Source organism: Vibrio sp. 10N.286.52.F8 (genome assembly GCF_041468745.1).
Classification (GTDB): domain Bacteria; phylum Pseudomonadota; class Gammaproteobacteria; order Enterobacterales; family Vibrionaceae; genus Vibrio; species Vibrio crassostreae_C.
Map to the genome: position 1 here is coordinate 198,457 of NZ_JBFRJF010000012.1, position 13,450 is coordinate 211,906.

Annotated in this window: 10 protein-coding genes and 1 pseudogene; 9 read left to right on the forward strand and 2 right to left on the reverse strand. The window is 44.0% G+C overall.

The window, feature by feature from the left end; all coding sequences use genetic code 11:
* Window positions 1-15: 15 nt before the first annotated feature.
* Entirely contained in the window at window positions 16-549 is a 534-nt protein-coding gene (locus AB4133_RS08415; protein ID WP_372224206.1) for a YbhB/YbcL family Raf kinase inhibitor-like protein, read from the reverse strand.
* A gap of 243 nt (window positions 550-792) precedes the next feature.
* On the opposite strand from AB4133_RS08415, the gene AB4133_RS08420 reads away from it, so the two are divergent.
* The 4 genes from AB4133_RS08420 to AB4133_RS08435 all read left to right on the forward strand — a co-directional run bounded on the left by AB4133_RS08420 (window position 793) and on the right by AB4133_RS08435 (window position 6,162).
* On the forward strand, window positions 793-2,202 hold the full coding sequence (locus AB4133_RS08420; RefSeq protein WP_372224207.1) for a DUF3404 domain-containing protein: 1,410 nt from the start codon (window positions 793-795) through the stop codon (window positions 2,200-2,202).
* A complete protein-coding gene (locus AB4133_RS08425; RefSeq protein WP_372224208.1) occupies window positions 2,180-2,827 on the forward strand; it encodes a response regulator transcription factor in 648 nt (215 codons plus the stop codon). Before AB4133_RS08420 ends, AB4133_RS08425 begins: the two co-directional genes overlap by 23 nt.
* Window positions 2,827-3,645, forward strand: coding sequence for a DUF2861 family protein (locus AB4133_RS08430; protein WP_237298085.1), 819 nt, complete (start codon window positions 2,827-2,829; stop codon window positions 3,643-3,645). Before AB4133_RS08425 ends, AB4133_RS08430 begins: the two co-directional genes overlap by 1 nt.
* Window positions 3,646-3,765: 120 nt before the next feature.
* Window positions 3,766-6,162 (forward strand): glycoside hydrolase, encoded by a 2,397-nt coding sequence (locus tag AB4133_RS08435; protein ID WP_372224209.1) that lies wholly within the window; start codon window positions 3,766-3,768, stop codon window positions 6,160-6,162.
* Window positions 6,163-6,230: 68 nt separating this feature from the next.
* Here the strand turns inward: AB4133_RS08435 and AB4133_RS08440 are convergent.
* Window positions 6,231-7,132, reverse strand: a pseudogene (locus tag AB4133_RS08440) (LysR family transcriptional regulator).
* Between the two features lie 128 nt (window positions 7,133-7,260).
* Between AB4133_RS08440 and AB4133_RS08445 the strand changes: the two are divergent.
* From AB4133_RS08445 to AB4133_RS08465, 5 genes are all read left to right on the forward strand, one after another.
* The gene (locus AB4133_RS08445) at window positions 7,261-8,325 is read left to right on the forward strand and encodes an HlyD family secretion protein (RefSeq protein WP_009844998.1); all 1,065 of its coding nucleotides are present in this window, start codon (window positions 7,261-7,263) and stop codon (window positions 8,323-8,325) included.
* A gap of 3 nt (window positions 8,326-8,328) precedes the next feature.
* Complete coding sequence (locus tag AB4133_RS08450) at window positions 8,329-9,879, forward strand: DHA2 family efflux MFS transporter permease subunit (protein ID WP_372224210.1); 1,551 nt, start codon at window positions 8,329-8,331, stop codon at window positions 9,877-9,879.
* A gap of 289 nt (window positions 9,880-10,168) precedes the next feature.
* On the forward strand, window positions 10,169-11,758 hold the full coding sequence (locus AB4133_RS08455) for a response regulator (RefSeq protein WP_017060507.1): 1,590 nt from the start codon (window positions 10,169-10,171) through the stop codon (window positions 11,756-11,758).
* A complete protein-coding gene (locus AB4133_RS08460) occupies window positions 11,752-12,084 on the forward strand; it encodes an Hpt domain-containing protein (protein WP_017060508.1) in 333 nt (110 codons plus the stop codon). The genes AB4133_RS08455 and AB4133_RS08460 overlap by 7 nt, the downstream gene beginning before the upstream one ends.
* Window positions 12,085-12,497: 413 nt before the next feature.
* On the forward strand, window positions 12,498-13,394 hold the full coding sequence (locus AB4133_RS08465) for an RNA polymerase sigma factor RpoD/SigA (RefSeq protein WP_017060509.1): 897 nt from the start codon (window positions 12,498-12,500) through the stop codon (window positions 13,392-13,394).
* Window positions 13,395-13,450: the final 56 nt, after the last annotated feature.

Below are 13,450 nucleotides of genomic sequence, written 5' to 3' on the forward strand. Positions count from 1 at the left end.
AACGTACATAAGCTATTAACGTGTATAAGTTGCGGTCAGTTTAGCTTTGCCTAAAGCCATGCTGTTCAACGTGAATCCAACCACAGCCGACGGCGTATTTTCGTCGAGGTTAAGTTTGTCCGTTGGTAATGCCCAAACCGTGAACTGGTAACGGTGCATACCATCTTTTTCTGGAGGACAAACGCCACCGTAGCCAACTGTACCGTAATCAATGCGACCTTCTTTGCCACCGACTTTAGAGATGTCGACACCGCGAGGTAGCTCGTTCACAGTTGCAGGGATATCAAACGCAACCCAATGCCAGAAGCCACTTTCAGTCGGTGCATCTGGATCATAAGCTGTGATAGCAAAGCTTTTGGTACCTGCTGGTGCATCTTTCCACATCAATTGTGGTGATTGATTATCGCCGTCACAACCCCAACTAGAGTATTCAAAAGTCTTTGCCATTGGGTGACCTTCTTGAATATCGTTGCTGGTTAATTCGAACGCATGAGCAGAGCCTGTAGCCAAAATACTGATTGCCAATACTGATTTGATGATGAGTTTCATGATGGTTCCTCTTATTAGGTATGAGCCCAGTATAGTCCCCTCATTTCGCCCAATAATGACAGTAAGTACACAATTATCTATTTTATTTCAAATAAATGATACTTACTGTATTTGTACTTTATTATTTAAAAGCATGACCCACTCGACAATTTGTTGTTAAAAGAACACTTGTTGACATTCAGGTTACAAATCGCGCCCAAAACTCTTTAGACTCGCCCCACGACTTTTAACGAGAATGATTGGATGCGCAGGTTTACATTAGCTCTTTGCTTGATCTTTTGGCTCCCAACCCTAGTCAATGCCCAAAGTTTGCAAGATAAGTGGCAAACTCTGTATCAACTGAGCTGGCAATCATCCCCACTCTTAGTATCTCAACAAGAGTTGGCTCAGTATCCGAAAGTTCTGCTCCATGAAAATAGCCGCTATCCTGATTTCAACCAATTCAGTTGGGACGACATCGCAGCGTTAGCGTCAATACAAGATCACTGCCAAGCGATTGAAAGCAGTAACCCTTCATTACATGAAGCCATCGAGTTCGAGCTCGCTCTGTGTCAGCAACAAACATTGGATTCGATTTGGTTTGCAGCACACTCCAAACGTCACCCTGCCGGTGGCAGCTTTGCTGGTCGTTATTTAGCCGCTTACCCAGATGTGACCGAGCAGATACGCCCATTTTTGAGTCTTACCAACCCTCAGCACCCTTTATATAACAAACTAGAAAGCCTAAGTGCACAAGGCAGAGAAGCACTGCTCAATGGATACCGCGCTTGGCAACAAGATGATGTGCTTTGGTTAAGTGGCGAACAAGGCTGGAAAGCTATTCCCTTAGATGTTTGGCAACCTATCGCAGAGCAACAAGAGGTATCTTTGGCAGGTGAAACCTGTACTTTTCGTTACAGTAACGTGTGCTTAAACGAGCCTAGCAATGACAATCTGATCATGAAAACGTTGATCTTTACATTGCTGCTAACGTTGCTTTCCGGGCTCGCTAGAGTCTTATACCTAAGAACAAAACAACGAAAAGAGAGGCAGTTCGTTTTACAGCTTCTTACTCATGAACTGCGCACGCCTATTACTAGCCTAGGCTTAACCGTCGAAATGTTTAGAAATCGCTACGATGACTTTTCTGATGAAACTCAAAGTGCGGTTTGGCGTTTAATATCTGACTATCAAAGGCTTTCTCAGCTCACCAAAAACAGCAAAGTGTACCTAAGTTCGGATCAGTCAGAGCCTTTGTTGAAGCAAAACGCTTCATTAGAAGAGTGGCTCGATCATGTCTGTGAAAAGCACAATATTTCTTATCAATGCGAAGCGCGTGAAGTTGAACTGAACCTTCCCTATTACTGGCTAACCATCTGCTTGGATAATCTAATCAAGAATGCCAAACAACATGGTAAAGGTGAGGTTTTGGTAAAGGTCGAACTCGGTGACAAGCTGACGATTGAGGTACAAGACGAGGGGCACTTCCCTTCACCGATACAACGGCTCATGTCTGGTGTCACGCCAAGTGAAACGCACGAACTGGATAACATGGGCATTGGCCTGACTATTGTCGAGCACTTGATGAAGCAAGCGAATGGCCGTCTCATTATTCTTCGTAACCCAACCCGATGTATTTTGGAAATAGCTTATGAACACCCTACTGCTGATTGAAGACGACCATCTACTTGGACAAGGCCTCGTCAGCTTCTTTGAGTCCAATGGTTACCCATGCCTTTGGGCGAAGGATTCAGAGAGTGCCAGTAAGCAATGGTTCCGCGCCGATCTAGTGATACTGGATCGACAACTCGAAGACGGTGACAGCTTGCGACACCTGCCGAATTGGCTACTCCTCAAAGCGCTTCCTGTGATTGTGTTAACAGCTAAAGTGGAAGTCCAGCAACGCGTAGAAGGCTTAATGGCAGGTGCCAAAGATTACGTGACTAAGCCATTTTCTAACGACGAATTACTTGCTCGAGTCATTACCCAGCTACGTCCGTTAGGTGTGAGCCTCTTAAATTACGCAAATATCCAAATCAACTTGTCGGAACGAATCGCTTATCTGGACGAAAGCCCAGTCACATTAAAACCTAAAGAGTTTCAGCTATTGGTACTGTTTGTTCAGAACCAAAGCCGAGTGTTTCACCGAGATGAGTTACTCAATAAAATTTGGGGGTATCAGGCCTTTCCTAGTACCCGAACTATTGATAATCACATACTGCGCTTACGCCAGAAGCTGCCAACATTGAATATAGAAACACATCGTGGCGTTGGTTACCGCTTGGCTGGGGAGTCATAATGAGAGTCACTTCGTTAATCGCATTGATCTGCGCTTTGCCGTTTGCGTGTCACGCCGCTTGGTTTACCAACACACCATTGCAACATACGTATCAATCTCTGCTTGATGAACAACCTCAAGTCGCGTGGCAAGAGCTTCAAATCGCACTCGATCAACAAACACTCGATAGTGAGCTTTGGCTGCCTGTGAAACAAGAGATATTGAGCCAAACTCAATGCGGAACTTCACTAAGACAAGACACTGAGACGAAACATCACATTCAAGTTAGCTTCATTCGACGCTACGGCCTGTCATCGCAAGGTTATCAAATCAAAGTCGCTGCAGAGCAACTCAGTGAAGACACGAAAATCCAAACACAACCTATCTCTCTGGTTTCCCCAAGAGGTAAAATCCTTCTCGATGGACAACTCGCTTCTAACAATGAGTATCAAGAGATTGAGACTAGTGAAATGTTTATCAAACCCGAATCTGGTGTTTATCAACTAAGGATAGGTTCGAACCACTATCCTATTGTTGTCGCTTTAGACAACAGCAAGCGATGGTTAACACTCGAAAGTAAACTCAGCGAACCACATATCGTGATCACGCCACCGAAGGTGATCGACAACTGCCCTAACGCCAATGTGAGTTGGCAATGGTTCGATGAGAACTACAACCTGTTAGGCTACAAGGTGCCAATCAAGACAGCGCAAGCACCCGTTCCCACAGAAAGCCCACTAGGGACTAATGCCAAACACTTGAGTGCTTCGGTTGAAATGTTTGAATACCAAGGTGCGATTGAAGTCCAATATGTGCAGCGTGTCGCGGTCCCTTTCTAATGGAATGCTTTCATAAGAAGATTAGAAACTAGGTAATTCAGAAAATAGAGACATATAGGTGACAAAGCACTAGCGCTACTTGGGTGTAATAACCGTACTTACCCTTTACGGAATCTTGACATGCTCAGTGTACGTCACCCACTCAATCTTTCTACTTGTGCCATTGTAGCTTTAACAACAGCTTGTCTTTTTTCATCCAATGCACAAGCGAGCCAAATAACGCTCACCAGTAACAGCAGCGTTAGCGGCAGCAGTATTCGCGACAACGCTAACAGTGCTACCAACAATACCGTCTCTATATCATCGAATACTCTAGAGATAGATTGGAACGGCTTGAGCGTTAACAGCGCAGCTCTCACCGTTGATAGCAAACCACAGAAAGCGACCAATCTGGTCATTGGCTTTTCCGATAAAGCTGACTCAGTAAAAATCTCCACTTGGACCTTAGTACCCAGTGGAATAAACGTTAAGGCAGAGCTTAATCAAGACCAGCTCACTTTTCAGTTCAGCTTACCTTCAAATATACAGGTGAAACGAAACAAACCCATCGAATTGGCGTGGTTTGATCTTGCCGAACAACAAACTCAGACACTATTTCTTCCGTTTAGTGAAGGTATGCGCGTGCCTACTGACAACAAGCTTTGGGCAAGTTATCTCGTCGGTAACCATTCTGGAAGTAACACTACTCAAGACTTGAAGATGCCTTTTTGGACAGTACAGCAAAACAATCATTTCATTAGCTATCAAATGGTTAATGCAACCAACAATCAACTGCTCTTTTCAGATGCATCCTCTAATGCTTCCTCAAATACAAAAACCAAAATTGATATGAAGGCAGCACACCAATTTACGATGCTCAATCAGTCACAACCTTTTCTTGTTCGTATCACCCTCGGAGACTCGTGGTTAGATGGTGCCAAACAATACCGAGATTGGCGCATCAATAATGACCAGTCTGATACGCTTGTAGCAAAGCAAAAGCGCAATCCAGATGTGACTAAGTTGATCGGCGCGAGCCACGTTTACCTATTTGGCAAAGACCCATTAAGCATCCAAGATGTGAGTGACTGGTGGGGATTGCAAACATGGTATCTAGAGGGCTCTAAACTAAGCGTTTCTGCGGAAGCGAAAAGAGAACTGTCGTCACTATCTAAGGGTAAAGGTTGGTTCAGTCAGTATCACAAACAACTATTGTTGGACTCTATTATCCAGTCATTGCAGGTGTTATATCCTGTTGGTAATCCGACACTCGAAGACAACACGATTAAAGCGCAATATAAAGCAGCACAGGATAAGAAGAACTGGTTGCTAGAGTACGCTTCCCCTTACCTAAACTCGTCAGAGACTTGGGGACAAGCGCTGTCTTCAGACATGGTCGCTAATCTAAATAAGGCAGGCTTAAACAAACTGTGGCTTGGATTCGATAATTGGATGCCAGCATTCTATCAACCTAACGCCGTGGCTCTGGCAAAACAGTCCGGATATCTGGTCGGCACCTACGATTCCTACAACACAGCCATTCCTGCGAAACTCAATGACAACTGGCTAACCGCTCAATTACCAGAGCCGATGCGTCAGAGTTGTGCGATTGAACTAGCGGATGGGAGTTTGAAAAAAGGATTTCGTGGAAACGGCTTTTACTTAAACCCGAACTGCCATTTAGAATACGTAAAACAGCGTGCTCAAGACATTATGAGATTCGGCAACTTCAACAGCTTGTTCTTAGATGTTGATGCAACCGCCATGGCACGTGAAGATTACCGCGTCTCTATAGACAGTAATGGCAATACAAACGACGAATCAGACATGCTTTCTGCGTTCAACAACCGAATGAAGTGGCTTAGCGAGCAACCTTCGTTAGTATTAGGCTCTGAAGACGGCAACAGCCTAACAACAAAAGGCATCGCGTTTGCACACGGCTTAGAAACGGTTGGTTTTGGTTGGACAGACAAAGACATGAAAGAGAACCGCCAATCTCCCTATTACTTAGGTCGTTGGTACCCAGACCACAAGCCCGACTTCTTCTTTAAGCCGGCCGAGGTTAAAGAGCCCTACAAGTCGCTACTATTTTCGCCACAATATCGAATTCCACTTTACCAAGCCGTTTTCCATGATGAAGCAATCAATACGCACCATTGGCATTCAGACAGCCTTAAGTTCACTAATGTACAAGCAGAACGTGACTTAACCGCCATGCTGTACAACACACCACCGATGGTTCACTTGACCAGAGATGAAGCTTTATCAAGTTCAAGCCAGAGAATCAAAGCACTCAAACACTATCAAGATGGCTTTGAACCAATGCACGAACAGTTATGGGATAAACAGTTAGTCGATTCCGAATGGTTAGATAAGAGCGGCGATGTTCAACAAACTGAGTTCAGTGACGGGAGTAAGATCATTGCTAACTTTTCTAACAAGGCATTTCGTTACAACGGTGTCGATATTGCTGCCCTATCGGTCAAAGCTATATTGGCGAATGGGCAAGTCGTCGACTGGCAGCCCGATCATAGTTAGCTTCGATACGGTTTAGACAATAACGAATAATAGGAAGCCTAAGCACTTAACCGCTAAGGTTTTCCCCGTTACTTTTGCTTCCTATTTTGAAAGGCAGTCAGTAGATAGTCGATAAAGACCTTCTTACGTTTCGGCATCAACTGCCTGTCTGCATACACTAGGCTTACTGAAACTTCCGGCATCTCATATTCAGGTAGCAAACGAATCAACTTGCCTGTCTTGAAGTGCTCACGACAAATGAATTCAGGAAGCACCGCCAAGCCGAGCCCATCTACACACGCTGTTAGGCATGCCGTGATGGTATTCACCCGTAACTGACACGGTAGATCGATCAAAATCGACTCTCCGCCTTCTAATTGTAAATGCCACTTAGGTAGACGCGCGGCCTTGTTCACCACCTCAATCATTCTGAATGGCGGTTTAAGATCATCGGGTGAAGAAATTTCACCAAACTGTTCTAAATACTCAGGGCTGGCTACCAATACACGCTTCGATGTTGTGAGGTAGCGAGAAACTAAGCTCGAATCCACCAACTCACCAATTTGCGCGTAAAGATCGATCCCCTCCGCAATGATGTCGACTTCTCGATTCGATAGTTCTAAGTTCAAAGTCACGTTTGGGTGCTCTTTTAGGAAACTGTGGATGTATGTGGCTAATACTTGATGTCCCAATTCGACAGGCAACACAACATTCAACTGCCCTCGGATCAAATCCTGATTGGCAGAAACCTCTAACTCAACTTGGTTCATGATCTCTTGCATCTGCATACTCGACTGATAAAAGCGCTCACCCTCTGGCGTTAAAACTAAACTTCGTGTCGAACGAGTGATCAACCTCACACCTAGTGCTGCTCCAGCTCGTCTAGCTTTCGGCTGACGGTCGACTTGGTCATGTTCAATGCTTCAGCTGCGTGCGTGAAACTCCCACAATCAACAACTTGTGTAAAAACAGTCACAGCATTTAAGTCCATCGTACTTCTCCCAAAGCCCAATTAGTAAGATTATTGCAACAGTGTTTCCCTTTTTTCCTATCTTATCAATCAATCGAATTCATTTACAATTCGTTACATCTAAATAAAAACAAAATGAGAAATAAAAAATGACAGAGAACAACAACGCTTCGCAATCAGTAAGCACAAAAAAACGTAAAAAAGCCCCGCTTATTGCTACTGCGATCATGCTGTCATTAGGTCTAGCTGGCGCCGGATATTGGTACGGCTATGGCCAATACTTTGAATCTACCGACAATGCCTACCTACAAGGCGACATCACTAATATAAGCCCGAAGGTGTCGGGTTATATTGTTAAGTCTTACGTGAGTGATAACCAATCGGTTAAACAAGGTGACTTGTTGGTTCAAATCGATGATCGTGATTACCAATCTGCACTTGCTCAGGCGAATGCGCATTTAAGCGTCGTTCAATCAAGCGTACACAACCTTATCGCTCAACAAACGTTACAACGTAGCCAAATAAATCAAGCCGAGAGCCGTGTTGATTCCGCACAAGCTGAATACGAGCGTGCAATCCAACAAGTCGTGCGTTCTCGTAGCTTATTAAAGCGTAACTATGCTTCGCAAGATGAAGTCGACAGCATGGTCGCACAACAAAAAGTCACCCAAGCAGAACTTGAAGAAGCGAAAGCAAACCTTGTCGCAAGTAATGATCAACTAATCGTGATTGCGAGTGAAATCGAACAAGCAAATGCATCCGTGACCGAAGCTCAAGCCCAGAGAGATCAAGCACAGCTTAACCTTGATTACACCAAAGTTTACGCGCCAGCAGATGGCGTGATTGGTAAACGCAGCGTACGTGAAGGCTTGCTGATTCAAGCAGGCGCACCACTGATGAGCTTGGTACCAAACAACCAAGTGTGGATTGAAGCCAACTTCAAAGAGACACAGCTAAGTGGTATTCACAAAGGTCAGACGGTTGAAGTAGAGCTGGATGCGTTCCCGGGGCAGCCTCTTGAAGGTGTGGTAGACAGTTTCTCCCCTGCGACTGGCGCTAAATTTGCGCTCCTACCACCAGAAAACGCGACCGGTAACTTCACTAAAATCGTTCAACGTGTACCGGTTAAAATTACTATTCCAGATCAGCAAGAGTTGAAAGGTCGACTGCTTCCTGGTTTGTCTGTGGTAGCGACCATCGATAAACGAGGCTAGACCATGAGTAACGCTGGTGTTGTCACCCAAACAAATGATGATGACGAGGTTTCGAGACGCCATTGGATCGCCCTATTTGGCGGCTTGATTGGCGCGTTTATGGCGATCTTGGATATTCAGATCACCAACTCGTCTCTCAAAGATATTCAAGGTGCGCTATCAGCCACCTTGGATGAAAGCTCGTGGATCTCTACGTCTTACCTAGTCGCAGAGATGATCGCTATCCCACTCAGTGGTTGGCTTTCTAAAGCGCTCGGTAAACGCCGTTATATCACGTGGACGACAGCCATTTTCACCATTTCATCTTTGTTGTGTTCGTTCTCTTGGAACATGACCTCGATGATCGTGTTCCGCGCGATGCAAGGCTTCAGTGGTGGTGCTCTAATCCCGCTTGCTTTCTCGCTGGTGATTCAGTTATTGCCGGTCAACAAGCGTGCTGTGGGTATGGCACTGTTTGGTGTAACCGCGACCTTTGCTCCATCGATTGGCCCTACCTTTGGTGGCTGGCTGACGGAGAACTTCTCGTGGCACTATATTTTCTACATCAATATTCCGCCAGCTTTGCTTGTGATCACCATGATCCGATATGGCTTGGACGATGAAAAGCTCGACCTTGGCACGCTGAAAAAAGCCGATTGGTTTGGTATCGCCACCATGGCATTAGGGCTAGGTTGTTTGGAAGTGGTGTTAGAAGAAGGTAACCGTGAAGAGTGGTTCAGTTCGAGCTTTATTATTGGCTTGAGTATCGTGTCGGCGGTGAGTTTGGTTTACTTCGTGATAAACGAAATCCAACACAAGAAGCCATTGGTTAACCTGCGGCTATTGCGGGATGGGCAATTTGCGATGTCTTGTATCGCCTATTTGATTCTAGGAATGGCATTGCTCGGCTCTATCTATGTTCTACCGATGTATCTCACTCAAATTCAGCAATATAACGCGATGGAAATTGGTGAAGTGCTAATGTGGATGGGTTTCCCACAGCTTCTGATATTCCCAATTGTGCCAAAGCTAACACAGATCATTAAGCCTAAGTACTTGGTTACCTTTGGCTTCGCGATGTTCGGTTTTAGTTGTTACGTAAATACACACATGACAATCGATTTTGGCGGGCAACAGCTGATTTTATCTATGGTTCTGCGTGCTATTGGTAGTCCGTTCATCATGGTTCCGCTGTCTTTGGTTGCCATGAAGAACATCAGCAAAATGGACACGCCAGACGCATCAACGTTAACCAACGTAATGCGGAACTTAGGGGGCGCTTTCAGCATCGCGATTATCGCTACGCTATTGGATAACAAAACCCGTGAGCACTTAGCACACATCAAGGAGTCGCTACCTTCAGTGAGTCAACTTGGTTGGCAGACGCTTCAGCAACAACAAGCGTTTTTCATTCAGTCAGGAAGTGATGCCGCAACTGCGATGCAACAAGCACAAGCAAGTTTGCTCGGCACAATGCAACGTGACGCAGCCATCATGGCTTACAACGATGTGTTCTTAATGATGACGGCGTTCTTGGCTCTAGCGGCAGTATTGATTCTAAACATGCGTGATTAACGCTAGAGTTTCGGTAAATAAAACTTCAAGCAAAGAACAACATTTCGAATAAAAACTCGAACAATAAAACAGATAGGTGAGCTTATCGGCTTGCCTCTTTTTTATTTCTAAAACACGTATAACCCCACTAAAATCAGGTAAAAGTCACCTGCGTTTGAAGGCTTTCATAAATGTTATCTAATACTCTTTAATTACCAATAGTTTATTGAGTGTTTGTATGTGATATAGGCACCTTGACAATGTGCAACTTGACACCTAAATTAAAAAATAACATTTGGTATTAAGGAAAATGGATTTGACCTTACCAACAGACCTTCGAATTTTGATCATCGACGACTCTAAAAGCGCAACAATACTTATTAAGCAGCAACTGGCTAGTTTGGGAGTTTCGCGCGACTGTATTTTTATTGCGACCGACTATCGAAAAGCAATTAAAGCGGTCGAGACACACTCTTTTCATGTACTCCTCATTGACTACCACTTAGAACAGTCTTTTACTGGCTTTGAGCTGTTGGGCATTCTGTATCGAAATCGCCTCATCGATCATACGGTGGCGACAATCTTGCTCTCTGGGGATATGCGTCAGGAAACAGTATTAACCGCCCTTTCAGGTGAAGCACACCACTTCGTTTCTAAACCGATTAATACTCAAACGTTGGGTAAAAAGATCCAAAGTGCCGTGTCCGTTTCAAAGAAACTCACCCAACTGAATGATTTGTATCCCATTGCCAGTCAAGAGAGATTAGCTCAAGCTTTGGCGATCTCCCCTAATGGTACTAGCGTTCAGTTCGAAGCGACATTGATTGAACATTTAATTGCAGGTAAGAAATGGCAGTTACTCTCTAGCGTCATTAACAACTCCAAAACCAACATGCACCCAACCAAATTGGTGGCTGAGGCGCTGATTCTCGACAGCTTAGGCAAGCCAAATTTAGCCATAGATAAGCTCCACAATTTTCTAATAGCACAGCCACTCTCATTGAGCGTGATTGACTGCTTAAGCTGTATCTATGAAAAACATAAAATGCTGCTGCCTGCTCTTAAATTAGCGATTCGTGCATTTGAGATGACTCCCAGCATCAGCCATCGTGCAATCAGGGCCATCGACTTAGCTGAGAACGCAGATAACACACATATGATCATAAAGTTAGGTGAGATGTATGCAACCCACATTTCAGCTGCTGACATTGATGTCATCCATTCCATTGGTGCGCACTTTAATTCCTTAAAAGCAACGTATCAGCGCGAGACGCAACTAAAGTACAAACGTATTTTGCTTGAGCACGCCAACCAATTCACCGAGTTGGTAAACCTGAAACTTCCGGTAAAACAACAGCAGCAAGTTTTGGCCAGCCTTGCCCTATTTCAGAGCAGCATATTGCTCATCGAAAATAGCCCTCAGATTGCCCACAAAAAAGTGATTAGAGCTTCGACACTGTTAGCGAACAATTTCCACAGCCAACCGACTTATTTGCTCACTCAGTTATTACCCATGCTCGCCCACTTTGGTGAGTACTCTCTTTATCATTTAACAGTGGAATGTCTCAAATCTCGTGGAGAAGCCATAAATCACCAACTTGAGTCCAAAAATGTCGACCCTTCAACGTGTATAAACATTGAAAATTTGGGTTCGATCCAAGAAATAAAGGACTACATTCACAGTTACCCATATTCAGTTGCCGCCAAACTTGACTATATATACGCCGTCAATAAAGCTCATATAGATGAGAAACTTAGCGACGACTATCTAGAAGAAATCTTACAGTTAGAACTTCCTCCAAAATGGAATCAATGGATTAGTGATTCATCAAGGTATGGTTTTTCCACTAAGCCGCCTAGCCCATTTTCAACATTCAGCCGACAGGAGTCCACATGCTAGACTTTGATGCTTTAAACGCCTATTTAGACAATGACAGAGACGTCATTTACGCCGTTTTGTCTACATATCAAGAAGACCATGGCAATTCGCTACAAGAGATCGAAGAGTTGGTTCAACAACAAGATTGGGGCAAGCTTCATTTTACCGTGCACACCTTAAAAGGCATTTTAGCCAGCTTTGGTGAAGAAACGGCCACAGTTGCATTGGAAAGAGTAGAACAAAACACACTCAATAAGCTTGCGCCGCAAGATGATGATCTTTCGGTTATCTACAGCGAAATGAAGATCATTAATCAGCAAATCGATGAGGTTCTTAGCACTTATTAGTCGATAGAATTAAAACGTGCATGGCGATACTTAACAGCCGACACAGCTAAAAGAGTTGAGGTGCTTGGAAACATTGAACCTCGACTCTTAACATTTTTCTCATCATTTCTCCTCTCAATTATAGTTCTAACCCACACCTATAAATTCACGTCATTTATCTAGATAAACCGATGTATAACACATGCTTTATAAACTATCCGTCTTAATGTTTTAAACGAAAAACCAACACACTTGATGAGATGCAAAATAGTTAAATATTTGTAGATCTTTTTGTGACATAAACATACGAAATTGCATTTTATTTATTGGTAAAGAAGAAATTGTTATCTACACTCTAATGAAACCAAGCGTTAATCACTTGGTGGCATAATAAAAAAACTAAAACGTTCAGTCGGCTAGATAAGGACAAGGAAATGAACAACGATAGTTTTGCTGCGTTTCAGGGGCTCACGGATGAAACACCCATTACCGAATCATTTTCTACCAGTGCAGACCCTTATGCTCATTATCTGAAAGATATTGTTGGCATTGATCTGCTGTCGCGTGAAGATGAGGTGTATTACGCAAAATTGAATCGCGCGGGTGATAAAAAAGCGCGTGATGTCATGATCGAATCAAACCTGCGCCTTGTTGTGAAAATCGCAAAGAGTTACCTAAAACGTAAAGGCAATAATTTCACCCTGCTCGACCTGATCGAGGAAGGCAACATTGGCTTGATTAAGGCCATCGACAAATACGATCCAGAACCAGGCTATCGTTTTTCAACCTATGCTGTTTGGTGGATCCGCGAAAACATTGAAGCCGCACTCATGAACACGGGTCGAACCGTTCGATTGCCAGCCCACGTGTGTAAAGAAATAAACAGCCTCGCCTCAAAAAAGCTCGATGCAAGCAAAAAAATGAGTAAAGAGGTTTCAATTTCTGAGCTATCAGACAGTTCAGGTGTAAAGGCCGAACGCGTCGATCAACTGGTGGCGTTAAGCGGGTTTATTGACGTGACGACAACGGTTGGAACTAGCCATGCGCCTATGGTGCTTGATCAATGCGAAAGTGAATATATCCCAGACCCTCAACAAGATTGTGAGGATCAATCCTTTACCCAAGCTCTAGAACAAATCATCTATACACTTCCTCCAAAATTACAAAAGGTGCTCATCCACCGTTTTGGTTTCTTTGATAACAAGGTGAAAACGCTGTCTGAGGTCGGACAAATGTTGGATGTGAATGTTTCTAATGAACGTGTTAGACAAATGCAGAAAGAAGCGGTCGAAAGAATTCAAAAACGACTCAAATTTGATGGTTGGGTGTAAGTCGTAGCCCAGTTGAGAATTAGTTGAAAATAACGTTAAGCCAAAACAAAGACCTT